Consider the following 26969-nt stretch of genomic DNA (forward strand, 5'->3'; position numbering starts at 1 on the left):
ACATCGAGCAACCGCGGACGCTCCTGCCGCTTTCCAGGAGTTGGTTTAACGGGACTTTGCTAGAAGCCCATTGGCCCTATTGAAGGGGGCAGGTCAGATCTTCACTGTGTCGTTGTTGAAGAATATTTCAAGCGCCTCAAGGATCGAAGATTTTCCGATGTCGTTCTTGCCGACAAGCGTCGTTAGGTCGGATATCGGTACAATCATTTCCTCGCGGTAACAACGAAAGTTCTTGATCGCAAGGGAAATCAGCTTCATTTTTTGCCCCGTTGAGTTGATTTTATTCGTTGAATGCGGCTTTTCAGGAAAAAGCGCCCCGCCTTGGGATACTGGCAGGTCACTTCGCAGTTTTATCTACGAGGCCGCAGCCGTACAACGTGTCCCACGACATTCCCTCGCCCCGAAAGAATGCTTCCACGCCCTGCGTCGCAGGGATGGCACCTAATTTCCCCAACGCCCACGCGACAGCGAGCTCGCCGGAAATGATATTTTGTTGAGCGTCTCCCGTATCCAGTGCTGCGGACACCAGAAAGGCTCGTAGGGCGGGGTCAAGTTCTTTGCCCTTTAGAGACCGAATCAAGCCAAGCCATATGAGCCGTTCGGTGTAAAAATCAGACAGTACATTTCTTGCCATGAAGGTAGGGGTGGGGAACAAGTCAGCATTCAGCGGCTTGTCATCTGTCGTTCTTAACTGCTGCACTGCGCTGGCGCAGGCAAACAACACCTGCATCGCGGTAGCCCCTTGGTGAAGCACCACCGACTCGGCACCAAGCACGGGGGTCTGTGCCGCATGGGGCGCGGAATAGAATGGGGCAGTGGACACCCCGGCAGTCGTCGTTGTCAAATGAGCTATCCGTTCCGACAGCACCCCGTCTAGTTGCCCCTCGCCTTGTGCCAATCGTGTGAGAAGGTGCTGCTCAATGCACCAGGGGCACGTCGGAGCGTCATGCCAATTGGGAAGAGGGACGGTATAGCAATGACTGACAGTGGATTTCCATTTGTGCCTAGTGGTCATGCCAGTGACGAACTTCCGATAGTCGGCGTCAGACGACGGCGTGGCCAGCACGGTCCAATATTGGATGTGTGAGAGTTTCGGGGCGCGCTGGGATCGCTTCTCTCTTAGAAAACGATTGATAGACTTGAGCCGATCACCGGTAATCAATACGTCATCCAGAATGAGTGCGCAATTCGCGTCGTGAAGATTGTCATCAACGGGGCCCGAGCCGCTCGCGATGACATGAGAATCCAGAACGACTAGTGGTCGCCCAACGGCGTCCGCTATCAGTTTTCCGAGCCGCCTTGCTGTTGCATGATCGGGGCACACAATGACGTCAGGTTGCGGTTCAAATTTCCGTGCGCTAGCCGTTAACTCCGCTTGAAAATCGGAGATATCAAGCAGCGAACTAACATCAATGTAATACGCGTGGTGACGAGCTGTCGCTTCATTGGGATCGTCGTAGTGCACCCGAAGTACGCCGTCGTGATGCCCCCATCTTTGTAGGAAGGATTTCTGTTGCTCGAAGTACCTTGGGGGCAGCGGAACGACTGTGTTGGACGTTTGTCCGATAAGGTAACTCGACGAATGGACTTTGACGGCGGAGCTGTTGGATCCGCAAAGTTTGCAATCCGCCTCACTTTCATAGTGTTTGTATTCCGGTAGCCGAACGTTGCAGAGCGAGACTGTCTGCATGAGTTCTTGTACCGCGTAAAGTACGATCACGTCTACTGGACCAACTCTTTCCTTTTCGGCCCAGTCTTGTATGAAGTTGGCGAGCCGACCTGTCGACGCAACCCCAATGGCTACGAATACAGATCCGCACCGCGCGGCAACTCTGCCCAGCAACTCTATCGTTGCTGTGCGTGATTCAACGTCCGACGGATACATCGGGAAAGCCGCTACTTCGAGGGGGATCGGGAGAAGCAGTTGAGCTCGAGCCGCAAGGATGAGCATGCTGGGATGATCTACTAGAAGAGCATGAATCCCAGACGTTTCCATCTGTGCGCGAGTTTTGATTTCCAGTGATAGCCAATACGCAACTTGGTCGACGATCGCAATGTCTGTGAACGCATCCGCAAGCCGGATAAACTGCGTTGCGTGGGCGCCGGAAGGTAGCGAAAAGTGATAGTTTTCGCTCGCACATATGACGCTTCTCGCCTTCCCTCGATTGAAAATGCTGTTGAGCTCGGCGGTCCGGATAGTTTCAAGCTCGCTGCCGCTTACGTGCGTGTGTGTTTGCGATCCCGTCACACCGTCCAATACCTGCAGCGGCGCATTTAGAGCTCCGTTGGCAAACCAGTGCTCAGCAAGGCTGTGGCCGTCAGGCATCAGATACAAATTAATGCCAGGAGCACGGCGGCTCACGGCCTTTAGACATTCTTCAAAATTGGCGGGAGGGGAATTCTGTTGGGTGAGGTTGCGCCACAGCGTTGCATGCGTTCGCAAGACAATGCCGCGTGCATCACGAATATTGGCGTCCGAGATTTGAGCAACCGCATGGTCTAGGTCTCCTGGGGTCTCGACGAGGAAGTCGCTGAATGCGAAGTCCATACCTGGTCAACCGCGGGGGCGAGAAAAGAGACTAGGTTGATCCCGATCGATCGCAAACTCAGGGACGAAAATGGAAATGCATGTGCCGAAAACTGTTTCACTGGGTACTTCGTGAATAGACTCCAGATTCAGTCGGGGGTATTTGTCCTCCCCGAGTGAGAAGTCCTGCTCCGCGACGAGGTTACCCGACGAGATTCTCAGTAGGGCTTGTAGGCTGTGAGCTGCCGAGATGACGCTAGGTAAGCCAAGGCCTCGCTTGATGACGCCGACGGGTTTTCTGCTCTCACCGGGCAGAAAGGCTCTTGCCAAGCGTTCCACTGCAGATTCTTGCGGAAGCTCTGCTTTTACTGGCAACGTGCTTTGAATACCGCTCCCTTGATCTGCCACGGAAATACAAAGGACACCGAGGCCGAGGTCTGACTTGTTCGCCTCGAAAATTCGAAGAAGGTACTCCTTTAAATCTTCCGATAGGTGGCGTGAAGAGAGTTCTGCACTTTGAAGAACTATTTTTTCAAGTATGAGGGCTCGCGTGCTTCTCGATTTACGCACAGAGCCTTGCGGGAGGCCGTGCTCCAAACTGTTACGGAGTGCTTCGTAAACGAACGCGACAATGCCGGACTCCTCAGAGGATCCGAGCGCGCGACGAAATCCCAACGACTCAACTTCGGAATTCAGCAGGACAGAGAACGCCGAGGGAGACGGGAAAATATCGGCCGATGTAGCATTTCTCGTGGAGAGTGCTGGTGCAATTTGAAAAACCGGGTCGGGGAAGACCACCGCACGGCTCGTTCCTTTGCCAAAAACGCCTTGACTTGATTTGTACATCCCCCCAAGAAGCGGCTTTAGTGTGGGCGATGCTAAGCCGTTACTAAACTGGATCTGGGACACCAATCGCGATAGCGCGAATCCGAACGGTGATGCGAGCGGTGTTCCTTCAAGCTCCTCGATGCCTTTAGGCTCGTCGAAGTCGCATACGAGGATCGGCGCGTCTCGGCCAATCCGGATCGACGCGAGTAATGAGAGCGCCAACGCTTGTGCGCCAGGTTCAAATGCGGATCTGCGGGCCAAGTTGATGGTGTTGCACGCAGCCAGTCGCCAAGATAGAACATCTGCAATGGACGTTCTATCTTGGATTCGGACGAATGTCATATGCGATATCCCGAGATGTGGCGGCCGATCTCAAGTGCCGGAACTTTCTGCGCGGTATAAGTGAAAATTCCCGCGCTCCCAGTGAGATAGAGACATTCATCATGCCATATAGTGAGCGCATCTGGAACTTTCATGAACCAATTCGCGTTTGCGTTTTTGTTGATATCCTTGAATTCCTGTTGGTCGATCAAGGCATCTTTCACTCAATCCTTGATAAAGCCGGGGATGGGCTGGTGAGATGATTTAAACAGGCACGCCCACATCGCGCGGAGCGATGGCGCGGGCCTTTAGCTTCATACTGCTACGGAGCGCAACTAAAATTTGGCCGACGGACGCCGATAATAGTGTTCCGGGAATAGCTGTCGAGCGACTGTCACACCCGAGTCGAAATGCGAATATACATGATCGGCATCAACGCTTACCCAAAAATTGCGAAGACTACGCTTTTTGTGTTTTCTGTAGCTTTTGTTCTATCCGTTGCGTACCTCTTCGCAGCAGAAAATCTTGGTTTTCAGCATGAAGCGCTTCGACGAATCGCTGGCTTTGTTTGCGCAGTACTGTTACTCCCCGCGTTTGTGACTGTTCGATATGTCACGAGCGTGGTTGACTACGCCAACAATGAGTTGCAGATGACACATGACCCGACACTCGCTATGCGACTCTCCTCGGTGCTCGATCAATTACCCCACCCGGTGAGTATCGGTGTCTACCATTCGGAAGAGATCAACGCTTTTGCTATTTCTTCGATTTTCGGCAATCGGTCTGTGATTGGTTTCTCGTCGGCATTACTGTCGAAGGCTAGTCATGTGCAACTGTTAGCAATTGGGGCGCATGAAGTGGCTCATATTAGGAGCGGCGACTCGAAGAGCAAAGCATTTGTTCTTGCATTTAATTGTTTTCTTCGGGTCTACCCATTTCTCCTTGCAACGATGGCCAAGCAGGTATTTAAGAAGGTGTTGCCTTGGATGCTCGGCTCGGCAGTCCTGTTGTTGCTATTGGGTATCTATTGGGGGGACGTGAGGCACTCTATCGAGAGCGTGGGGAATGGTCTATTGCCGTTCGCGAAGGTTGCTGCCGCTGCTGTTCTCGTCATCATTGGTTCGGCCGGATTGGGGAGGCTTCTCGAATGGGGGTTTTCTGCTTACAGTCGTGAACGGGAGTTCGCTGCGGATGTCGGTGCAGCATATATGACCGGGCCGCAGGCAATGTTATCTGCTCTGGACCTACTTGGTATGGGACAGATTTGCTCGCGGAGTGCCATAAGCATTTTTGACTCACATCCGCCGATAGAAGAGAGAAAGCGAAGAATTCGGAAAATCGCTATCGGCTTGGGCGTTGATTCGGACGATTCAGCGGTGGCGGATATCGACATCGCGTGACGTGGTTGCGCACGATTGAGTGATGCGTGGTGGACGCGTTGCTCGTAGAACCTGTCTACGGTTTCTCGTTGAGGGGACGGCCCCTCAGCCGACGGCTACACGGCGGACCAATGCTGAAGTCAGTTGAGCCTCGGTCTCGCCGTTGCACGGCAAGCGCTGGGCTTCCGCATTGGATAGCCCTTGCTAATTTGTAGTCAACAAAGAGCATCCCAAGCGTCCACTATGGCTGCAAGTGGCTCTTCGATCGAAGTCGTTAGCACAACCCCCAGGCTGCCGACGTGTAGCAAGGGCCGTTCGATTCGGCGAGATGCTGCAGTGCCATGCAACAAGCGGTTTGCCGCGTTGCAGCATGAAAATGTTCGCCGAATCCCGTTACGGAGTTCATTGTTTCGTGACGGAGTTCATTGTTTTGCATCACCTCTGACCCCAATCAGCACCCGATCAGCACCTCTGCGTGCCGAAACGGCACGAAGCGGCATTTTCCTCCGCCTACACTCCGCTTCCTGAGACTGGCAGACGGTCCGGCGTGCGCACGCGCGCTTCCGGGCGTCGACATATCGATTTTCAACGCCAGCGATCCAGAGGAGCAGGCATGACCGGTAACACCAAACCCCATAACCCGTGGCGCGAAATCTGCGCGGCGAGTATCGGCAACGCACTTGAGTTCTACGACCTGCTGATCTATGGCTATTTCGCCATCGTGATCGGCCAGTTGTTCTTCCCCTCGCACGACGCGACCACCTCGCTGCTGCTCTCCGTGGGCACGTTCGGGATCTCGTTCGTCACGCGCCCGCTGGGCTCGATCATTCTCGGCAGCTACGCCGACCGCGCTGGCCGCAAGGCGTCGCTCACGGTGTCCATCGGCCTGATGATGGTCGGTACCGCCATGATCGCGTTCGCGCCGACCTACGAGCAGATCGGCATCCTTTCGCCGCTCATGATCATCGTCGCGCGCATGCTGCAAGGCTTCTCGACGGGCGGTGAGTTCGGCGCCGCCACGGCATTCATGGTCGAGCACGCCGACGCCAAGCGTCGCGGTTTCTTCGCGAGCTGGCAGATGTCCACGCAAGGTCTCGCGACGGTGCTCGCCGCCGGTGTCTCCGCGCTGCTGAGCCTGCTGCTCACCGCTGATCAACTGAGCGCATGGGGCTGGCGTATTGCCTTCGCCGTGGGCCTGCTCATCGGACCGGTCGGCCTCTACATTCGCCGCAACATCGACGAGACCGCCGACTTCAAGAAGCTCGGCGAGAAGCAACGCGAGAAGTCGCCGCTGCGCGAAGTCTTCGGCCGCGACCGCGCCAACATGCTGCTCGGCGCCGGTGTGGTTGCCGCAGCCACCGCGTTCAACTACGTGCACAAGCTGTACATGCCGACGTATGCCGTCAAGCAACTGCATATCCCGGCGACGTCGTCGTTCATCGGCGCCGTCGTGACCGGCGTGATGCTGATGATTGCCGCGCCCGTCGTGGGCCACATGTCGGATCGCTTCGGCCGTATTCGCGTGATGCTCTGGGCGCTCATCGCCGTGGGCGCGACGACGTACCCGCTGTTCGTCCTGCTCAACCGCTACCCGACGTTCCAGACGCTGCTCCTCGTGCAGGCGCTGGTCGGTCTGCTCATCGCCGTGAGTCTGGCGCCGCTGCCTGCGCTGCTCGCCGACATCTTCCCGACAAGCACACGCGGGACCGGACTGGCGCTGTCGTACAACTTCTCGGTGACGCTGTTCGGCGGCTTCGCCCCGCTGATCGTGACCTGGCTCATCGACGCCACACATAACAAGCTCGCCCCGAGTTTCTATGTGATGACGACGGCCGTGCTCAGTATCGCTGCCGTTACCGCACTCGGCCGTCGCGTGCGAGCCGGCAAGATTGTGGGTGTCGCGCACGGGTCGCCGCGCGCCACGAAGGCCTGAAGCGTGCCTGACGCGCATTAGCACCCACACCCGATGCACTGATTTCAGCCGCAACGACGACGTCCGCCTCTCCCCTTGCGCGACGTCGTCACCTTTTTTGTGGCATCCCTGCGGAGCACTATCCATGACCACGCTCGAAGCGATTCGCGCCGCCTTGCCGGCGTACCCCATCGAAGTCTCGTTCCCGGACATTACCCGTTGGCGCGAGGGCAATACCGGCATCGACTATCTGCACACGTTCGATAGCGGCAAGCCCGGCAAGCACGTGATGATTCTCGCGCTCACCCATGGCAACGAAGTCAGCGGCGCGATTGCCGTCGATTCGCTGCTGGCGTCGGGCCTGCGTCCCGTTACGGGACGCCTGTCGCTCGGTTTCGGCAATGTTGGCGCCTACGAGCAATTCAGCGCCGAGAACGCCGACGCCACGCGCTTTCTCGACGAAGACATGAACCGGGTCTGGACGGCGTCGACGCTCGACGGCGAGCGTCAAAGCCGTGAGCTGACGCGCGCACGCGCCATGCGTCCTTTCATCGATACGGTCGATCTGCTGCTCGACATTCATTCGATGCACGAAGCCTCGGCGCCGCTGATGATGACCGGCCCGCTGGAGAAGGCGATTGCGCTGGCCGCCGAGCTTGGCACGCCCGAGCACGTGATCATCGACAAGGGCCACGCCAACGGCACGCGTATGCGCGACTACGGCGGCTTCGGCAATCCGGCCAGCCCGAAGAACGCACTGCTCATCGAAACGGGCCAGCACTTCGCCAGGAGCGCACGCGATGTGGCGCTCGACAGCGCTGCGCGCTTCCTGCTGCATGCCGGTGTGGTCGCGCAGGCGGACGTCGCGCAGTTCCTGACGCAAACGACCGGACCGCAGAAGTTTGTCGAGATCACGCAGCCGGTTGTGGCGCGTTCGATGGATTTCCGTTTCTCGCAACCGTTCACGGGACTCGAAGTGATCGAGAAGGCCGGGACCGAAATCGCCCGCGACGGCGATGAAGTCATCGTCACGCCGTATGACAACTGCGTGATCGTGCAGCCGTCGATGCGTCATCTCGGCGTGAATGTGACGATGATGCGTCTGGGACGTTTGCTCGATCGCTGAGGCGTCTTGCGGGCGCGGGATGGCGTCGGGATGCCTGAGATGTCGCGTGGGCCGGTATTGCACCGGCCCATTTTTTTTCGTCCGCGTTGGCCTCTGCGCATTGCGAATGCTGACGAGCGTCGACGTTGTGGCTTCCAGGGGACGTACGCCGTGGCGTCAGAATGTCCCGACCAATGAGCCGACGACGATGACGGCGACGAGCGCGATCAATGCGCTCACGATGCTTGTCATGACGATATCCAGATAGCTATCACGATGCGTGCTGCCGCACACCGCGAGCAGCGTCACCACGGCACCGTTATGCGGAAGACTGTCGAGTGTGCCGGAAGCGATGACCGCCACACGGTGCATCAGCGCCGGATCGATGCCATGCTGTGCGGCGAGGCTGACGTACGCCGGGCCGAGCGCGTCGAGGGCGATCGTCAGGCCGCCCGACGCGGAACCCGTGATCGCCGCGAGCAGGTTCGCGGACAGGGCGAGCGAGACGAGCGGACCGCCCTCGATGGACAACACCCAGTCGCGCACGAGTTCGAAACCCGGCAGTGCGGCAATGACACCGCCGTAGCCGACGAGGCTCGCCGTGCACATGATCGGCAGCACGGAGGCATTGGCGCCGGCGTCCATCGTCTTGCGCAGTGCGGGCAGACGTCGCCATTGCAGTATCACCAGCACGACGATGGCGCTGGCCAGTGCCACGCATACGCCCCAGACACCCGCCACGCTCTGCAACGTAATGCGCCCCCATCTCGGCTCGGCGAGGAAGCTGGCGTCGAGCCGGGGGAAGACGATCACGTTCATTACGAAGTTCGCGCCGATCACCACGATCAGCGGCAACGCCGCGGTGAGGATGCCCGGCAAGGCGTCGCTGCGGTGTCCCTGCTCGATTTCGGCCGGATCGAACTCGCGCGCCACGCTGGCACGCTCGCGCACCACGGTCGGATCGGCGGCTTTGTCCCAGACCTCCGTCTGCGCGTAGCCGTGGCCGGCGCGACGCGCTTGCGCTTCACGCCACGTGAGCCACCGCAGGCCCACGCCGAGCATGATCGCGGACGCCATCAGCCCCAGTCCCGGCGCCGCGAACGGCGTGGTGCCGAAGAAGGGCATGGGAATCGCGTTCTGGATGGCAGGCGTGCCGGGCATCGCCGACATGGTGAAGGTCGATGTGCCCAGCGCGATCGCGGCGGGCATCAGCCGCACCGGAATGTTCGCCTCGCGAAAGAGGGCGTGTGCCATGGGCGCGAGTACGAAGAACGCCACGAACAGGCTCACGCCGCCGTAGGTGACCAGCGCGCCACCGAGTACCACCGCGAACATCGCGCGACGTGCACCGAGTTTGTCCGTGAGGAACGCGGCGATGGCCCGTACCGCCCCGCTGTCTTCCATCAGCTTGCCGAAGAGCGCGCCGAGCAGGAACAACGGGAAGAATTGCGCGACGAAGCGCGCCGCGTTCTGCATGAACGTTTGCGTCCAGTGCGCGAGAATCGGCTCGCCGGAGAGTGCGGCCGCGAGCATGGCGGCCGCAGGGGCGAGCAGCAAGACGCTCCATCCGCGATAGGCCAGCCAGACGAGTAGCGCCAGGCCGATCAGAATGCCGGCAAGCTCCATTCAGAGGGCCTCCTGGAACGGATCGAGGTCCAGCGACGACCGGCGGCCGAGATCGGCGCTGTGCTCGCGCAGGAAGGTATCGGCGCAGCGGCGTCCCTCGTCGCGCAACATCACGAGGAAATCCCATTCGGCCGAGAGCTTCGACGAGTAGCCGAGCGCCGTCATCATGCTGCTGGCAATCCGGTGCATACGCATTTGCGCCCAGCGCTTGCCCTCGTCGCTCCCCGCATCCACGACCTTACGCAACACCGCAATCATGCGCAGTTCCTTGAGCAGCGTGGCGTTGAACGAGACCTCGTTCACGCGGTTCAGGATCTCGCGCGCGGAGCGAGGCACTTCGTGACGCTCGACCGGATTGACCTGCACGAGGATCGTGTCGCACGACACCGTTTCGCGCACCAGCGGCGTGATCGACGGATTGCCCGCGTAGCCGCCGTCCCAGTAGGGTTCCCCGTCGATTTCGACGGCGCGATAGAGCATGGGCAGGCAGGCCGAGGCGAGCAGCACGTCCGGGGTGATCTCGGCGTTGCGGAAGACACGGCCGCGTCCGGTGCGCACGTTGGTGGCGGTGATGAAGAGTTGGATGGGGTTCGTCTGACCGGCGCGGGAGATGCCGTCGAAATCGATGTGATCGGCCAGCAGACGACGCAGCGGATTGAATTCGAGCGGCGACAGATCGTATGGCGAGACGACGCGCGCGGCCAGATCGAAGAACATGAAGAACGGCGAGTTGTCGAGCGACCAGCGGCCTAGCACGATGTCGAGCGGTGTGCGGCGCAACGGACTGAACCGGCCGGCGTGGGCGACGTCGCGCCAGAACTGTTCGAGGGCGCCGCGTGCCGCGTCGGGACCGCCCCGGGCGTAGCCGGTGGCCAGCACGGCGGCGTTCATGGCGCCTGCGGACGTGCCCGAGATGCCTTCGATGCGAAATGGCGCGTTGGCCGTGTCGTGCGAAATTGCTTCGAGCAGACGGTCGAGCCCCCCCCAGGTGAACGCGCCGTGCGCGCCACCGCCCTGAAGGGCGAGATCGATCGGGAGTGCGGTGCGGCCAGTGGCGCGCGCACCGGGCGGCGTGCGGGTCGCGTTAGCGGTGCGGGTGGCGTGCTGCGCCCGCTTGGGGGATTGGGAGCGTGGCATAGTCCCTCGGCGATGCGGCACTGCACAGATAGGCGCTGGCCGCGGGTTCGTTACGAGAGTACCGTTGCAGGGGGTACGCAGTTTGCGCTGCAACATGACCACTGTCTCAGATAAATATGAATTGGGCAACCTCATGGTGGGGTGGCCCGGTGCGAGGGCTACGCCGTGCGCATGCCTTGCGCACAGCAGGGGCGGGGACGACGCAATACTTATGCTGAACGGCGATGAGGGGGAGAACGCTGCCGTACCCGGCGGTGGGAACGATGTGAGGGTTAGGGGTTTGCGTAGGCGTCGACGGCGTCTTCGCTGGTCGTTTCCGCCTGCAACGGCCTGCCGCGCCGCAGACTCAGTTGCGCGAGCACGTCGGCGTGCCGGTTGCCCCAGCGGTACAGCATCTCGATCGGTTCGATGAACAACTCGCCAAGCGGGGTGAGCGAATACTCGACCTTGGGCGGCACGACGGCGTACACCTCCCGGTGAATCAGCCCGTCGCGCTCCAGTTCGCGTAGCGTCTGAGTGAGCATTTTCTTCGAGATGCCCGGCAACCGACGCTGCAACTCGCCAGTGCGCGTGGTGCCGCACTGCAATGCGTAGAGCACCATGCTCGTCCACTTCACGCTGAAGAGCTCCAGTACGCGGCGCGGCACGCAGGTTTCCTCGAAGACGAAGGGTTCGCGATTGTTCATGGTAACCAAATGGTGACTATTCAACTAAAAGGTGCCTACTGGGGATTTCGACCCTTCGTCACTATACTTTGTGGCGATAGTGCGCGTCACCCCATGTGAGTGATCCCGGAGTCGACGGCGGGGCGATGCGCACAAGCTAACGGAGAACCCCATGAGCAGTTTGTCGAAGACAGCCCTCTCGTTGCTCGATCTGGTGCCGGTGCGCGCCGGCGGCACGGTGGCCGAAGCCCTGAAACAATCCACGGAACTCGCCCAGCACGTCGAACGTCTGGGATTCACGCGGTTCTGGCTGGCCGAGCACCACAACATGGACGGCATTGCGAGTTCGGCGACCTCGCTGCTGATCGGTCACGTGGCGGACAAGACGTCGCGTATCCGGGTGGGCTCTGGCGGTGTGATGTTGCCCAACCATCCGCCGTTGGTCATCGCGGAACAATTCGGTACGTTGGCGGCGCTGTACCCGGGCCGCATCGATCTGGGGCTGGGGCGTGCGCCCGGCGCGGATCAGGCGACGATGCGCGCATTGCGTCGTGACCGGCTGGGCAATGGCGACGACTTCCCCGAGCAAGTGGCCGAGCTGCGTGCGTTGCTCGCACCGGCCCAGCCGGGGCAGCGGCTTGTCGCGACGCCGGGCGCCGGGAGCGATATCCCGGTCTGGCTGTTGGGATCGTCACTCTATTCCGCGCAACTGGCTGCGCATCTGGGACTGCCCTACGCGTTCGCGTCGCACTTCGCGCCACGTTTCCTTTTCGACGCGATCCGCATCTACCGTGAACTGTTCCGCCCGTCGGCGGTGCTGGACAAGCCGTATGTCATGGTCGGTGCGCCGGTGATTGCCGCGCCGACCGATGAGGAGGCGGCATTCCTGGCGACGTCGTCGCAGCAGAAGATTCTGGCGCTCATGCGCGGACAGAGCCTGAAGTTGCAGCCGCCCGTGCACGACATGGACGCGCGTTGGGATCCGGCCGAGCAGCACTCGGTGGAAGCCTTCCTCGGCGTGGCCGTCGTGGGGGGGGCGGAGCGCGTGAAAGCGGGGTTATCCGATCTCGTCGAGCGCACGCAAGCCGATGAGCTGATGCTCGTCACCGATATGTACGACCCGGCGCTGCGCTTGCGCTCGTGCGATATCGTGGCGTCCGTCTGGAAGGATTGAGACGCCAGCGAGCGCGGCTTCCGTAACGCTTCGACGCTACGATATCGCCCGATTACCGGAAGCGCCCGATAGAAAATGGCGAGAGGTCGATCGTCGGCCGCTCGCCGCTCACCAGCCCTGCGATCGTGCGCCCCGTGGACGCGGCGGCCGTCAACCCGACGTGCCCGTGTCCGAAGGCGTAGAAAGCGTTGGGCACCTTCGATGCGGCGCCGAGCACCGGCAAAGAGTCAGGCGTGCTCGGACGGAAACCCTGCCAGCGCGCGCCCTCGACCGACTGCGTCGACTTCACGCCTTGCACCGCGCGGGGGAACATCTTGTGAAGCTGGCCCAGCAGCAGATCGGCACGTCGCCAGTTCGGCGGCGCCTGAAGACCTGCGAGTTCGACCGTCCCCGCACCACGCAGGCGACCGTCCATCGGCGTGGCGAACAACTTGCCCTCCGCCCACATCACCGGGCGCGACGGCACTTCATCAGGTGCCGGGATTTCCACGTGATAGCCGCGCTCGGTGTCGAAGACGATGCTGTCGCCCAACTGACGCACGAACGGTGCCGACCAGGCGCCCGCGGCAACCACAACCGCGCTCGCCGCCTCGCGCCCCTTGTCGGTATGCACCGCAACGGCGTGCGCCCCGTTGGTCTCGATTGCCGTAGCGCCGGCATCGACGACGCGACCGCCACGCGCCACCACCTGCGCCGTCAGACGGGCAAGCAACGCGCCGGGATCGGACGTGTGCCCCGTCTCGCTGATAAAGCGTGCGCCGATGAAATCGTTGGATAGCGTCGGCTCGAATTCGCGCAGTGCGCCCGCATCCAGCGTTTCGATTTGCACGCCGTTGTCACGGCGCAGCGCCATGCCGCCTTCGTCGCCCGTCATGCCGCTCTGACTGGAGTAGGCGATCAGGTAGCCGCGACGCGTGACCAGATCGTTGGCATCGGCGTCGTCGAGCAGTGGCTGATAGGCGTCGAGCGCCGGGCCAAGCAGGGCGCGCAACGCGCGGGCCTGCGCGGCGACTCGGGCCGGCTGACTGGCCGCGACGAAGCGCGCGAGCCACGGCACCATACGCGGCAAGTAGCGCCAGCGCAGCACCAGCGGTCCATCCGGTTGCATCAGCCAACCCGGCACTTGCCACATCACGCCGGGCATGGCGATAGGAACGACCGACGAGCCGTTGATACAACCGGCGTTACCGAGAGAGGCGGCCTGTCGCGCCGAATGCCGGTCGACGATGGTGACGCGGTGCCCGGCACGTTGAAGATAGGCGGCGGTACATACGCCGACTAAACCGCCCCCGATAACGACGACGGGATGCGAAGCGCTCATGAAGCCGTCCTGCAAAAATTCGGAAACGCCTAGTGTACTGCCTCGCGCAGCTACGACCGAGCGCTTCGTCGTTTGCCGCCGATCAGATCATTTCTAGCGGCCGCTTGCGCGACGGCGCCTCGAAGTGATGATCGAGCAGCGAGAGTTCTTCGGCCGTCAGCGCGATGTCATGAGCCGCCCGGTTGGCGCGGACGTGCGCTTCCGATCCGGCTTTCGGGATGGCAATGACGCCCGGTCGGCTCAACACCCAGGCGAGCGCGATCTGCAACGGTTCGACGTGGCGTTTGCGGGCGATGTCACCCAGAACGCCGCTCGTCGGCAACCGGCCCTGTTCGATGGGGGAGTACGCCATCATCGGCAGCTTTCTGGCGGCGAGCCACGGCGCCAGATCGTACTCGGGGCCGCGTCGCGAGAGATTGAACAGCACCTGATCCGTGGCGCATGCGTCGCCGCCCGGCGCGTCGAACAGCTCCTCCATGTCGTCCGTATCGAAGTTGCTCACGCCCCATTGGCGAATCTTGCCGGCGTCGATCAAGGCTTCGAAGCCGGCAATCGTTTCTTCGAGCGGTACGTCGCCACGCCAGTGCAGCAGATAGAGATCGATGCGATCGGTCTGCAAGCGGGCGAGACTTCGCTCGCAGGCGGCGATCACACCGCGTCGCGAGGCGTTGTGCGGATAGACCTTGCTCACGAGGAACACTTCGTCGCGCAGCCCGTCGAGCGCTTCGCCGACGAGACGCTCCGTCGCCCCTTCGCCGTACATTTCTGCGGTGTCCACCAGCGTCATGCCCAACGAGACCCCAAGCCGTAACGCAGCGATTTCTTCGCGACGCCGCTCGGGCTTCTCGCCCATCATCCATGTGCCCTGACCCAGCACCGGCACGGTGTCGCCCTGAGGGAAAGTGATGTTTCGCATGATCTGTCCTCCTGGATTTTTGTGATCATTATCAGCCTGCAAGTCGAGCGATGACCAGTGCCTTGAGGGCTTCGCGCAACACTTCGAGGTGCCGTCCTATCTTTTGACTCGGATTCGTCCTAGGCACGGTACGGACATCTCCGCTTTTGCATTCGTACCCTCGATCTCTCGGATAGTTCACAAGCTTTTTTCCGGGGCGTCGCGATAAGCTGGCTTCACCGATGCACATTGCAAATGTTGCTCCGCAGCGAGACGGCTCGGTGATGGCTTCCGCGATGTGCATCGGCTCGCGATGTCGGTTCCAACGTGTTGGATTGTTGCGACGAAAAAAAGAAAGCCCCGCGAACGGGGCTTTAAAGGCCGGCCGGAGGCGCGCCGGCCAAGGAGGTCATCGATGAAGCGCGAAGCCCTTACGGGCAAGCGCCAAGGACATATTGTCGGCATGGTTCGTCTAGCCATGGGAAGGAGGAATCCGAATGTCGTTAGCGAATTCGAGTAACAAAATGTGACGATTTGCGACCTTTTCGTGACATGGGACGACCGCGATAATGGGAGATACCCCCCAAAACAGCACAGGAGTCCCCACGAGATGGCCAAAGCGATCAAGTTCAATTCACTCGGCCCGTCGCTCATGTCAGTCGAGCGTTACGCACCGCCGGCGATCTTTTTTCATTGGGCGATCGCGTTGCTGATCGTGGTTGCCTATGCCGCGGTGATCACGAAGGGATACCTGCCCAAAGGGAGTGCGCCGCGTGCGCTGGCGATGACGATTCACGAATGGGCGGGGATTGCCGTGCTGGTGTTGGCGGTGCCGAGGTTGCTGTGGCGACTTGTCAAAGGCGCACCTGCGGCGTTGCCCGGTCAGGGATGGCTGGTGCGCGTGGGGTCGTCTCTCGTGCATTTGTTGCTTTACGCGTTCCTCTTCGCGCAGCCGGTGTTGGGCTACCTGACGTTAAACGCAGGTGGGCATGTCCTCACGATTCCGGGGCTGGATATCGCGTTGCCGCAGTTCGTGGGGAAGGACGTTGAACTGCGCCGCTCCATCAAGGAGATTCACGAGACGCTGGGAAGCGCGTTCTACTGGGTTATCGGCTTGCACGCCCTGGCGGCGCTATGGCACCACTACTTCCGTCGCGACGACACGCTGCGTCGCATGATGTAACGCCAATTGTCCTGTCGACCGGAAGCGGGCGACGTGCAACGCCATGAACGACGTTGCACATCGCGGATGCCCTCAGCCGGCGCTTGTCGAGCCAGCGCCAGCCATCGATCAAAACGCGAACCTGACACCCGCGAACACACTGCGCCCGTCACCCGGATAGAACACGGCAGTGTTGGCGGTCCGGGCATCGGTCACGGTGCTGAAGTCCGAGACGTAACGCTTGTCGGTCAGATTGCGGGCGTCGACGTAGAACATCACGCCGCGTTGCACCAGATACGACGCCTGCAAGCCGATCAGCGTGTACCCGGGCACGCGCATCGTATTGGCATAGTCGACCCACGCGCCGGTCGGCACCCAGTCCAGCGATGCCGCAATCTGGAAGCGGTTCGTGAGCGCGTAACCCAGGGTCGTGCGCAGCACTTGTGTCGGCACGCCGGCGATGCGGTTGTTGCCGTATTGCGGATCGTCGCGGAAACGGAAATCGCTGTAGTTCCAGATTTGCGACAGCGTGATGCGATCGCCGGTGGCCACGACGTTCTTTAACAAATCGACAGATGCACCGAGTTCAAGGCCTTGCAATACCGTCTTGTTCGCGTTGAACGTGGACGCCGGAACGTCAGGGTTCGTCGTGTACTGAAGCAGTTGATCGCGCACGAGCGAGCGGTAGGCGGTGACGTCCCACGCCACGCGATCGAGCTTGCCTCGGGTGCCGGCTTCGATCGTCCACGCATGCTGCGAAGCCAGCGGCACGAAGCGCGATGTTGCCCCGAACGTTTGCGAGAGGTCGGTGAAGTCCGGCACGTCGGCGCTGCGCGTCACGTCGATGAAAGCCTGGATGTCCTTGCGCGGCTCCCAGATCAGGCCGATCTTGGGGTTGACGCCGGAGTAGGCGGCGCTTGTCGACCGGTAATTCACGTCCCCCGGCAGACCCCCGTAGTCGATGTACTGACGAACGTCGCGATAGGCCTTGGCGCCGACCATCAGGCCCAGCGTGGGCAGGAAGAACAGACGGTTCTCGAAATACGCTTCGTAGTTGTAGGCACTCTGACGGGAGTCGAGCGTTTGCGCGCCGCGATTACCGTTCACGTTCACATACTGATCCGCCTTCGTGTTGCCACCGAAGAAGCGCGCGCCGACGATCAGGTCGTTGCGCATGCCCCCAAGCGTCAGGTTGGCGGTGTAGCGAGGTGCGACGCCGTAGGTCCAGCCGTCCTGATCGATGACCTGGAAGATCGGGTGGTACAGGCTCTTGTGAATGACCCACGAGGCGATGTCGAGTTGGCCGACGTCGAACCGGAGGGTCGTCAGGTTGCCGAGCCGCTCGGTGCGGGTGTTACGCGCCTGATCCCCGGAGACGGCCGAAGCGGCGGCCTTCGTGGGATTGTTGAGCGCGTCGAACAGAGACAGCGTGCCGGGCAGCTTCTGATCGACGATGTACGCGCCGAAGAAGAATCGCGTTTCCACGCGTGGCGAGAACTTATAGCCGATGTTGGCGTTGATCTGGGCGTAGTTGCCTTTAGCGTGGTCACGGTAACCGTCCGAGCGGTTGAGCGTGACGGTGGCCAGCGCGTCGAGCGGTCCGAAGATTCGCGACATCTGGCCACTGGCCCGCACGGTGCCGAAGCTGCCGCCTTCGAGACGGAACTGGTTGGGCGCCTCTGCGGTGTAGGCCGTGGGGGTCACAAAGTTGAGTGCGCCGCCGAGCGTCGTGGCGCCGTAGGTGAGGCCGTTGCCGCCCTTGTAGATTTCGGTCGAGCGCAGCCCCATCGGGTCGATCTGGTAGTAATCGCCGCTGCCGTCGGCCGAGTTCGTCGGAATGCCGTCTTGCAGGATTTCGAGGCCACGGACATGGTAGCCGCGTGCAATGCCCGAGCCGCGAATCGACACGCGCAACTCCTGGCCATACCGGTTCTGCACGAACACGCCGGGACTGTCCTTCAACACGTCGCGCAGGTTGAAGGCGTAAGTGTTCTGGTAGCTGTCGGCGTCGACGAAGCCGACCGAACCCGCCGTCTGGAAAAGGTTGGCCTTCTGCTCCTCGACGCTCGGTGACGTGAGCGATTCCGCGGGCGCTACGACGTTTGTGGCGGGTAACGTCGCCACCTGGGCGGCCGTGCTTCCCGGAGCGGCCGGGACGGTCGTCTGCGCCAGTAATAGCGGGGACGCTTCCGTCGGCGCAGCCGCTGCTGCGCCGGGCACGAACGCGGCCGTATAGGTGTCTGTATGCTTGCCGGTGTGCGTGGAGGCGTGCGTCGCATCGACGGCGACGCTCAGGCCAGTGGTTGCCGGATCGTTAGTGAGTGCGTGTGCGGTGCCGCCCAGCGAGGCCAGGGCGAGCGCGATGGCCGTTTGCAACGGCTTCTGCATCGTGGAACGTGACATGAATGTCTCTCTCGCGACCGTACGACGGTCGCCTGATGAACGTGGGGTGGCGAGCGCAACTGACGTGTTCCTCGCAGGCACGGCATGCGGCGCATCCACGCGGGATGCGCGTACGACAACGCGAGCTATCGGAACTCAGTACGCACGACAGACGCCGCCGGCATCGACAGGCAATGCGCGGAGGCAGTAACGATCAAACGGCGAGAGACGGCGGCGCACGCGCTAAGGCGTCGGAGAAACGGGCGCGCGGATCGTGCGACACCGGTGCCCGGGGGGCGGCAGCGATGCCAGTCTGCGCGGCAGGCGGGGGGGTATGAAAATCGGTTGTGACGAGCGGTTGATGCGCCCAGAGCGCGCAATAGCCGCACTTTTCCCAGTGGTCTTCGGAGGCGAGGGAATGGTCTGCGCCACCGTGGCTGCTATGCAGGCCCGCCGGTTGGGCCTGTGCGGGCGGCGCCTGGGCGTCGTCGTGACCAGTGTGCCCGTCGTGCGTCGGCTGACGTTGGGCGTCGGCACGCGGCGTGGTCTTCGTCCCGAGCGCCGTTTGTGCCGTTTGCGTGCCCTGCACCGTGCAATAGACCGCAAACGGGTCCTGCTGCATCGCGGCACGCCATTGCGCAATCGCCGGCATGAGCGCGGCCAGCAGGATCGCCAGCAGGGCGATCCCGATTGCGACGCGATGCTGACGGAGCTTGCGCATGCCTTGGCCGGGTTCAGGGGAAATGGGCGAAACCGAAGGCGTCGCGCGATAACGTGATGACGCTATCGGATAAGCGCGGCGCTCAGGGAACCAGGCATTGTAGGGGCTGTCGTCTTGCGGCGTAAATGCCTTGCGTTCGCATGTAGGGAGGGCGCGACAATTTGACGCATCGCTGCCCGGAACCAAAAAAAGAGGACGCCACGGCCCCCCAGCGCGTGGCGCCGCGCGTGGCGCCCTGCACCGGATATCAGAACTTCATCCCCACACCGACGCCGACGATGAGCGGATCGATGTGAAGGGTGCCGAGATCAGTGCCTGCGAGCGAGGTATCCGTCTTCATCCAGATTTTCTTGATGTCGATGTTGAAGAACAGGTTTTTCGTCATCTGAATATCGACCCCGGCTTGCAGGGCCGGACCTACGCTGTGGTTCTTGATGTCGATGGGCGTGCCGCCCGCGTTCAGATTGCTGTTCCAGAAGCGCGTGTAGTTGATCCCCGCGCCGACATACGGACGGACCTTGCCTGCGTGATTGAAGTGGTACTGCAACAGCAGCGTCGGCGGCAGGACGTTGACACCGCCCAGATGCCCGAGGCTCGACGTGAGCTGGTGACGCGACATGCCGAGAATGAGTTCGACGCCGACGTTGTCGAGAATCATGTACGTGAAGTCGAGCTCCGGCACGATGGCATTGTTCACCGTGACGCCGAGCGTCGGCAGCACGCTGCCGCTTGCGTGGGAGTCGGGCATGATGCCGATCGCGCGCACGCGGGCGAGGATGTCTCCGGCGTAAATGCCCTGTGAGCTGTCCTTGATGAAGCCGAAGGTCTTCGGGGTGTCGGGCGTGGTGCTTTGCGCGGCGGCCGGTGCACTGAACAGGCCGGCCCCGGCAACCAGTGCGGCTGCGATGGCCGCGGCGCCGAGTGAGTGCTTCATGATGTTTTCCAAAGTCGTGAGTGAGCACGAGCGATGGTAGAAGCCTGCGGCGTTGCCGAATTTGATGCGCGTCAAGCAAGGGGAAACGCGTGTGCCGTGTGCGACAAACTGTCGCGAACGCGGTGAGGTGCGGCGTTGTGACACGTGATTCCGACCCACGACAATGTCATGGCGATGGTCGACGTGTGTCGGCGAGAGACATCGGTCCCGGCCGATGCCGACACGGCCCTCATCGCTCGTCCGCCGGGCAGGCCTGCCGGTTTTGGTAGGATGCGGACTTTGCCACGCTGTCCCTCATCGTGAAGCGCCCGATTTCGTCGCTGTTTTCATCGTTGTTGCAGACCGTCGCCCAGGCGGGCCGGTATGGTCTGCGACTGTTGCAGCCGCTGCATCCTTACGCCGCACGCGGCTGGTATCACCTGCGTCACCCCACGCGTCGCGGGGTGCTGATCGCCATTGCCGCGTTGCCGTGTCTGCTCGTCGCCTACACGCTGATCCTGATTCCGTTCACGCCGAGCATTCGCGATATCCGGCGGGCGAAGATCGACCAGCCCGCGCAAGTGCTGTCTGCCGACGGCAAAGTGCTCGCCGAATTCCGGCCGTCGAATCGCGAATGGGTGTCGCTCAAGGATGTGTCGCCCAATGTCGTGAAGGCGCTGGTGTCGACCGAAGACCATCGCTTCTACGAGCACCACGGCATTGACCTCAAGCGCACGGCAGGGGCGGCGCTTCGTACGTTCTCCGGCGATCGTCAGGGCGGCTCGACGATCACGCAGCAGCTCGCGCGCAACCTGTACCCCGACGAAATCGGTCGTGCCCCGACGCTGACTCGCAAGATCAAGGAGGCCATCACGGCCCTCAAGATCGAAGCGCTGTACACCAAGCCCGAGATTCTCGAGACGTACCTGAACACGGTGCCGTTCCTGTACAACGCGTACGGCATCGAAATGGCTGCCCGCACCTACTTCGACAAGTCGGCCGATCAGTTGGATGTCGTCGAAGCCGCCACGCTCGTCGGCATGCTCAAGGGCAACAGCTATTACAATCCGGTGATCAATCCCGAGCGGGCGCTGCAACGCCGTAACACCGTGCTCGCGCAGATGGTCAAGTTCGGCGATCTCGATGCGTCGAAACTCGCCGCGCTGCAAAAGCGTCCGCTGCGCATCGACTTCGAGCGTCAGACGGAAGAACCCGGCCCGGCGCCGCACTTCGCGCAGCAACTGCGCAAATGGCTGATCGGCTGGGCGGATCGCAACGACTACAACATTTACTCCGACGGTCTGGTGGTGCACACCACCATCGATTCGCGTTTGCAGACGATGGCGACGCAGGCGCTCACGCGTCAGGCGAATCAGTTGCAGACGATTGCCGATGCGAACTGGTCGGCGCGCGGCGGCTGGCGTGACAGCACGGCACTCGTGCAGACGTTTGTGCGGGAGTCGGCGGAGTATCGCAACGCGGTTGCGGCGGGTGAAGCGCCTGAAGCCGTCATGAAGCGCCTGTTCGCCGACAAGACGTTCATGCAGAACCTGCGTGCAACCAAGACACGTTTGCAGGCGGGGTTCCTCGCTCTCGATCCGCGTACGGGGGAGATTCGTGCGTGGGTGGGTAGCCGTGACTTTACGACGGACCCGTTCGATCACGTTCAGCAGGCGCGTCGCCAGCCGGGATCGACATTCAAGCCGTTCGTCTACGGCGCGGCGTTTATCAAGGGCCGCTCGCCGGATGACACGATCGTCGATCAGCCTGTCGAAATCCCGCTTGCCGGGGGCGAGATCTGGCGTCCCAGCGACGACACAGCCCCGACCAACAAGCCGATGAAACTGAGCGACGCGCTCGCGCAGTCGCGCAACACTGTCACGGCACAGTTGATGCAGGATGTCGGACCGTCGCGTGTCGTCGGGCTGGCGCGTGCGATGGGCGTGCGCGAGAGCAAGCTCGACCCGGTGCCCTCGCTGGCGCTCGGCACGAGCCCTGTCTCGCTCAAGGAGATGGTGGCGGCTTACGGCACCATCGCGGACGGTGGCGAGTATCGCGAGCCGACGATGGTGACGGAAATCACGAACAGCGAAGGCGAGGTGCTGGCGACGTTCTCGCCGGCGCGTCCCGAGCGAGCGCTGTCGAAGGACGACGATTACACGTTGCTCGATACGATGCGCGGGGTCATCAATCGAGGCACGGGCAACGCCATTCGCACGCGATTCGGCATTCGTGCCGACGTCGCGGGCAAGACCGGGACGACGCAGAACAACACCGATGGCTGGTTCATCCTCATGCAGCCGCAACTGGTGGCCGGCGCGTGGGTCGGGTTCAACGACAGTCGAATCACATTGCGTAGCGACTATTGGGGGCAGGGGGCGCACAGCGCCTTGCCGATCGTGGGTGACGTATTCTCACGGGCCCTGCGTGCCAAGGTCATTGACGGCAGTGCGAAGTTCGACGCGCCGGATAACCACCATTGGTATAGCGATCTTTGGACGCGTGCTTCCGACTGGGTGACAAGCCTTTTCGCGAAAAAGCCCGAGCCGAAGACCAAGGCGCCGGTGAAGCGTCCGGCGGCGCCTGCACCGGCGCCCGCGCCAACGAGTCCGACGGTGTCGACGCCGGAGGTCGCGAGCGATAGCGGGCCGCTGCCGGTCCCTGTCGCGTCGGCGGTACTGGCGCAGCCGGAGTATCAGGCGCCCGCCAGCGCACCGTATGGAAACACGATTCCCGGTGTGCCGGGGGAATGGAACGGCCCGGGGGGCGCGTCGGCATCACCGTCTCCCGCCTCGAACGCCGCATCCGAAATCCAATAACAGTTATGCGACATTCTCATGACTAGCCTGTTATGGCTTGCGCTATATTCATGAATATATAGCGGTGACCGAATGCGTCTGCCGCAGCCTTTGCACCATGGACGGTGCAGAGTGACCTGGGGGAGACACAGGCATGTTCATCCGGCAGTTGAGTTATCTCGTAGCGCTCGCGCAGGCGCAGCATTTCCGGCGCGCTGCCGAACTGTGCAACGTGTCGCAGCCGACACTCTCCGGCGCCATCCGGAGCATCGAGGAGGAGTTCGGGCTGCCGATCGTGCGGCGCGGCCGCCGCTTCGAAGGCTTTACGCCGGAGGGGGAGCGGGTGCTGGCGTGGGCGCGTCAGGTGCTGGCCGACTGCGAGGGGTTGCGTCAGGAGGCGAGTGCCAGTCGTCGTGAGGTCACCGGATGCCTGCGCATTGGTGCGATTCCCACGGCGTTGCCGCTGGTGCCATTGCTTACCGACGCGTGTCTGCGCGACTTCCCCGGCATGCGCCATGAAGTCTTCACGCTGTCGGCCACGCAGGCGCTGCGACAACTCTCCGAACTCGATCTGGATGTGGGGCTCAGCTATCTCGACGATCCGCATCTGCGCGAGTTCGAGACCATCTCCCTGTTTCGCGAGCGTTACGTGCTGATTGCCCGTGACGAGTCGGCGCTGGCCGGGCGCACGTCATTGTCATGGCACGAGGCCGCGAAGCTGCCGCTATGCCTGCTCACGGGCAATATGCAGTGCCGTCAGGGGATCGATGCGGCGCTGGCGAGGGCGGGCACCTCGGCGTCGCCACGAGTCGAGACGGATTCGCTCATGGCGTTGTACGCGCATGTGCGATGCGCCGGTCTCTTCAGCATCGTGCCGCACAGCGTGCTGTGCCTGGCCGAGATGCGCGACGAGTTGCATGCGGTACCGCTGCAACCCGCGTTGCACCGCGAGATCGGCCTGATTCTGCGCGAACGACAACCGCGTCCCCCGTTGCTGGAAGCGGCTGTTGCGTCGTTCAGAGCGGTGGACTTGCAGACGCGACTCGATGCCTTGCTGACCGTCTGACGCGACGAGCGGGTGACATGGACCTCATGCCGCTCGCTGGAACCGGCGGGCAGGCCGTGCCCGGGCCGTGAGTGCGGGCATACAATGCCGCCATGACGCTCATCATCCGAAACGAGACCCCCGCCGACATCGATGCCATCCACGCGCTGACGATCGCCGCATTTCGCGACGCACCGCACACGGCACATACCGAACAGTTCATCGTCGCAGCACTTCGCCGCGAGGGGCAATTGACGGTGTCGCTCGTGGCGCTCGATCACGACACCGTCATCGGTCACGTCGCCGTATCGCCGGTAACGATTTCCGATGGCAGTGCGCATTGGTATGGCCTCGGGCCGATTTCCGTCGCGCCTGACCGGCAACGCGGCGGCGTCGGCAGCCGGCTCATGCATGAGGCGCTCGATGCGCTGCGTCGTCTCGGCGCCTCGGGCTGTGTGGTGCTTGGCGACCCTGCGTACTATGGACGATTCGGATTCCGCGCCGAGCCGGGCGTTTCGCTCCCGGGCGTGCCTGCCGAGTATTTCCAGATCATCGCGTTCGAAAACAACGTGCCGTCGGGAACCGTGCGTTATCACGACGCGTTCGATGCCACGGCGTGATGGCATCGAACGTTGCGGTCCGCGCGGGCACGTCGTGAAAATAGCGCTTGACCTCAAGTCGGCTTGAATTGGCACACTCGATGACGTGCGCGATACCGGACGGACGCCGGAACATCATGGGGATCGACTGACGTCCGTGCGGCGTGCACCTCAAACACAGGCTTCATGAGGTTTGCCAATGACCGATCCACGCAACGAATCCATCGCCGCAGCCAACACTGCCCCCATCACGTCATCCAATCGCGATCAGTCCGAGCTTTGGAACGGACGGTCGGGCAACGCATGGGTGAACAATCGCGCCGTACTCGACCAGATGTTCGTGCCGCTCGCGAGATTCCTCATCGACCGCGCTCGCGACGTCGCACAGCACACGCCGTCGGGGCGCATGCTCGACGTCGGTTGTGGCACCGGGGGGACGACGCTGGCGCTCGCCAACGCGTTGGGACATCCGTGGCAACTCACCGGGGCGGACATTTCCGCACCGATGATTGCCGAAGCGCGCACTCGCGCGGCGCATGCACGTTCGCCGGTAACGTTTGTGTGTGCCGACGCGCAAACGCACGCATTCCCGCCCGCGCACTTCGACGTCATCGTCTCGCGACTCGGGGTGATGTTCTTCGACGATCCTGTGGCGGCGTTCAGCAACCTGCGTGCGTGTGCACGGCCCGGGGCATCGCTGCATGCCCTCGCGTGGCGTGGCGCCGACGACAATGCGTTCATGACGGTTTCCGATCGCGCCGCCAGACCACTACTGAGCGACTTGCCAACGCGACGGGCGGGCGCGCCGGGGCAGTTCGGCTTTGCGGATCGGGAACGCGTCTCCGGCATTCTGACGTCTGCCGGATGGGCCGATGTCACGCTCTCGCCGGTGGACTTCGAGTGCTCGTTCGCACAGGCCGATCTGCGGGATTACGCGTCGCAGGTGGGCCCGGTCGGCCTGGCGCTGACGCGGCTGGCACCGCTGGATCGCGAACGGGTCGTCGATACGATCGTCGAGGCCTTTGCCCCGTTCGTGCGCGACGGCGTCGTGCGATTTACGTCCGCCTGCTGGCACCTCTCGGCCTTCGCCAACGATTGATAGGTCTCGCCGATCAACCGATCAGCCGGAACGATTTTCCAGACGAAACACATACACCGATCATTGGCCTCAATGCAGCGACGCCGGCATGCGCCGCCAAGCAGACATCTTGCAAATAACCATTCAGGAGCGAGACACCATGGCCAAGATTGTTTGTGTTCTGTACGACGACCCCGTTACCGGATACCCGAAGACCTACGCCCGCGACGATCTGCCGAAGATCGAGTGCTACCCCGACGGTCAGACGCTGCCGACGCCGCGCGCCATCGACTTCCAGCCGGGCGCACTGCTTGGCAGCGTGTCGGGCGAGCTGGGCCTGCGCAAGTACCTCGAATCGAACGGTCACCAACTCGTGGTGACGTCGAGCAAGGATGGCGACAACAGCGTGCTCGATCGCGAACTGGCCGATGCCGAAATCGTGATCTCGCAACCGTTCTGGCCTGCTTACATGACGGCCGAGCGCATCAAGCGCGCCAAGAAGCTGAAGATGATCGTGACCGCCGGTATCGGCTCGGATCACACCGATCTTCAGGCAGCGATGGAGCATGGCATCACCGTCGCGGAAGTCACGTATTGCAACAGCAACAGCGTTGCCGAACACGTGATGACGACGCTCGCCCTCGTGCGTAACTACCTGCCGTCGTACAACTGGGTGCTCAAGGGCGGCTGGAACATCGCCGATTGCGTCGAGCGTTCGTACGATCTGGAAGGCATGCACGTCGGCACGGTTGCCGCAGGGCGTATCGGCCTGCGGGTGCTGCGTCTGATGAAGCCGTTCGGCACGCATCTGCACTATCTCGATCGCCACCGTCTGCCGGAGTCGGTCGAGAAGGAACTGAACCTCACGCACCACACGAGCCTGGAAAGCCTCGCGAAGGCTTGCGACGTGGTTACGCTGAACTGCCCGCTGCACCCGGAAACGGAGCACATGATCAACGCCGACAGCCTGAAGCACTTCAAGCGTGGCGCCTACCTGATCAACACGGCACGCGGCAAGCTGTGCGATCGCGACGCGGTCGCTGCCGCCCTCGAGAGCGGTCAGCTTGCAGGCTACGGCGGTGATGTGTGGTTCCCGCAACCGGCACCGGCCGATCACCCGTGGCGCACCATGCCGCATCACGGCATGACGCCGCACATCTCCGGCACGAGCCTCTCGGCGCAAACGCGTTACGCCGCCGGGACGCGCGAAATTCTGGAGTGCTATTTCGAGAATCGTCCGATCCGCAACGAGTATCTGATCGTGCAGGGCGGCAAGCTCGCCGGCGTGGGCGCGCACTCGTACAGTGCCGGTAACGCCACGGGCGGCTCGGAAGAAGCGGCGCGCTTCAAGAAGTCTGCCTAACCTTGTGCAGTCTTGTAG

Annotated in this window: 21 protein-coding genes; 10 read left to right on the top strand and 11 right to left on the bottom strand. The window is 62.1% G+C overall.

The features are described 5' to 3' along the window. Positions 1-93: 93 nt before the first annotated feature. The 3 genes from PCA20602_RS14965 to PCA20602_RS14975 all read right to left on the bottom strand — a co-directional run bounded on the left by PCA20602_RS14965 (position 94) and on the right by PCA20602_RS14975 (position 3697). Positions 94-258 carry an AAA family ATPase gene (locus PCA20602_RS14965; protein WP_150721915.1) on the bottom strand — a complete coding sequence of 55 codons (165 nt, stop codon included), beginning with the start codon at positions 256-258 and terminating at the stop codon, positions 94-96. 79 nt (positions 259-337) lie between these two features. Continuing rightward, positions 338-2548, bottom strand: coding sequence for a phosphoribosyltransferase (locus tag PCA20602_RS14970; RefSeq protein WP_150721916.1), 2211 nt, complete (start codon positions 2546-2548; stop codon positions 338-340). Between the two features lie 6 nt (positions 2549-2554). Next, positions 2555-3697 carry a hypothetical protein gene (locus PCA20602_RS14975; protein ID WP_150721917.1) on the bottom strand — a complete coding sequence of 381 codons (1143 nt, stop codon included), beginning with the start codon at positions 3695-3697 and terminating at the stop codon, positions 2555-2557. A gap of 401 nt (positions 3698-4098) precedes the next feature. Here PCA20602_RS14975 and PCA20602_RS14980 point away from each other — a divergent pair, with 401 nt between their 5' ends. From PCA20602_RS14980 to PCA20602_RS14990, 3 genes are all read left to right on the top strand, one after another. Then, the gene (locus tag PCA20602_RS14980) at positions 4099-5076 is read left to right on the top strand and encodes a M48 family metalloprotease (RefSeq protein ID WP_174981168.1); all 978 of its coding nucleotides are present in this window, start codon (positions 4099-4101) and stop codon (positions 5074-5076) included. A 592-nt stretch (positions 5077-5668) separates the two neighbouring features. Further along, on the top strand, positions 5669-6988 hold the full coding sequence (locus tag PCA20602_RS14985; RefSeq protein ID WP_150721919.1) for an MFS transporter: 1320 nt from the start codon (positions 5669-5671) through the stop codon (positions 6986-6988). Between the two features lie 124 nt (positions 6989-7112). Further along, entirely contained in the window at positions 7113-8093 is a 981-nt protein-coding gene (locus PCA20602_RS14990) for a M14 family metallopeptidase (protein ID WP_150721920.1), read from the top strand. Positions 8094-8249: 156 nt separating this feature from the next. Here PCA20602_RS14990 and PCA20602_RS14995 read toward each other — a convergent pair whose 3' ends face one another. The 3 genes from PCA20602_RS14995 to PCA20602_RS15005 all read right to left on the bottom strand — a co-directional run bounded on the left by PCA20602_RS14995 (position 8250) and on the right by PCA20602_RS15005 (position 11521). Next, on the bottom strand, positions 8250-9698 hold the full coding sequence (locus PCA20602_RS14995) for a GntP family permease (RefSeq protein WP_150721921.1): 1449 nt from the start codon (positions 9696-9698) through the stop codon (positions 8250-8252). Continuing rightward, positions 9699-10835, bottom strand: coding sequence for a patatin-like phospholipase family protein (locus PCA20602_RS15000; RefSeq protein ID WP_150721922.1), 1137 nt, complete (start codon positions 10833-10835; stop codon positions 9699-9701). It abuts the gene before it with no gap. A gap of 272 nt (positions 10836-11107) precedes the next feature. Next, positions 11108-11521, bottom strand: coding sequence for a winged helix-turn-helix transcriptional regulator (locus PCA20602_RS15005; RefSeq protein ID WP_150721923.1), 414 nt, complete (start codon positions 11519-11521; stop codon positions 11108-11110). Positions 11522-11672: 151 nt separating this feature from the next. Between PCA20602_RS15005 and PCA20602_RS15010 the strand changes: the two genes are divergently transcribed. Then, positions 11673-12674 carry an LLM class flavin-dependent oxidoreductase gene (locus tag PCA20602_RS15010; RefSeq protein ID WP_150721924.1) on the top strand — a complete coding sequence of 334 codons (1002 nt, stop codon included), beginning with the start codon at positions 11673-11675 and terminating at the stop codon, positions 12672-12674. A gap of 52 nt (positions 12675-12726) precedes the next feature. Here PCA20602_RS15010 and PCA20602_RS15015 read toward each other — a convergent pair whose 3' ends face one another. Continuing rightward, entirely contained in the window at positions 12727-13995 is a 1269-nt protein-coding gene (locus PCA20602_RS15015; protein WP_150721925.1) for an NAD(P)/FAD-dependent oxidoreductase, read from the bottom strand. Between the two features lie 82 nt (positions 13996-14077). Further along, the gene (locus PCA20602_RS15020) at positions 14078-14911 is read right to left on the bottom strand and encodes an aldo/keto reductase (RefSeq protein ID WP_150721926.1); all 834 of its coding nucleotides are present in this window, start codon (positions 14909-14911) and stop codon (positions 14078-14080) included. A gap of 589 nt (positions 14912-15500) precedes the next feature. Between PCA20602_RS15020 and PCA20602_RS15025 the strand changes: the two genes are divergently transcribed. Then, positions 15501-16073 carry a cytochrome b gene (locus PCA20602_RS15025; protein ID WP_150721927.1) on the top strand — a complete coding sequence of 191 codons (573 nt, stop codon included), beginning with the start codon at positions 15501-15503 and terminating at the stop codon, positions 16071-16073. A 108-nt stretch (positions 16074-16181) separates the two neighbouring features. On the opposite strand, the gene PCA20602_RS15030 is transcribed toward PCA20602_RS15025, so the two are convergent. From PCA20602_RS15030 to PCA20602_RS15040, 3 genes are all read right to left on the bottom strand, one after another. Next, positions 16182-18455, bottom strand: a complete 2274-nt coding sequence (locus PCA20602_RS15030) for a TonB-dependent receptor family protein (protein WP_246182176.1) — start codon at positions 18453-18455, stop codon at positions 16182-16184. Positions 18456-18648: 193 nt separating this feature from the next. Continuing rightward, positions 18649-19155: a DUF2946 family protein gene (locus tag PCA20602_RS15035; protein ID WP_150721928.1), complete on the bottom strand. Its 507-nt coding sequence runs from the start codon at positions 19153-19155 to the stop codon at positions 18649-18651. A gap of 247 nt (positions 19156-19402) precedes the next feature. Then, positions 19403-20089, bottom strand: a complete 687-nt coding sequence (locus PCA20602_RS15040) for an OmpW/AlkL family protein (protein ID WP_150721929.1) — start codon at positions 20087-20089, stop codon at positions 19403-19405. Between the two features lie 299 nt (positions 20090-20388). On the opposite strand from PCA20602_RS15040, the gene PCA20602_RS15045 reads away from it, so the two are divergent. The 5 genes from PCA20602_RS15045 (at position 20389) to PCA20602_RS15065 (ending at position 26951) form a co-directional block, all read left to right on the top strand. Continuing rightward, positions 20389-22887 (top strand): penicillin-binding protein 1A, encoded by a 2499-nt coding sequence (locus PCA20602_RS15045; RefSeq protein WP_425495672.1) that lies wholly within the window; start codon positions 20389-20391, stop codon positions 22885-22887. 133 nt (positions 22888-23020) lie between these two features. Beyond that, complete coding sequence (locus PCA20602_RS15050; RefSeq protein ID WP_150721930.1) at positions 23021-23932, top strand: LysR family transcriptional regulator; 912 nt, start codon at positions 23021-23023, stop codon at positions 23930-23932. 92 nt (positions 23933-24024) lie between these two features. Beyond that, complete coding sequence (locus PCA20602_RS15055) at positions 24025-24531, top strand: GNAT family N-acetyltransferase (protein WP_150721931.1); 507 nt, start codon at positions 24025-24027, stop codon at positions 24529-24531. A gap of 178 nt (positions 24532-24709) precedes the next feature. Then, positions 24710-25609 (top strand): class I SAM-dependent methyltransferase, encoded by a 900-nt coding sequence (locus tag PCA20602_RS15060; protein ID WP_150721932.1) that lies wholly within the window; start codon positions 24710-24712, stop codon positions 25607-25609. Positions 25610-25748: 139 nt separating this feature from the next. Next, a complete protein-coding gene (locus PCA20602_RS15065; protein WP_150721933.1) occupies positions 25749-26951 on the top strand; it encodes an NAD-dependent formate dehydrogenase in 1203 nt (400 codons plus the stop codon). Positions 26952-26969 lie beyond the last annotated feature (18 nt).

It is taken from the genome of Pandoraea capi, assembly GCF_902459735.1.
Classification (GTDB): Bacteria; Pseudomonadota; Gammaproteobacteria; order Burkholderiales; family Burkholderiaceae; genus Pandoraea; species Pandoraea capi.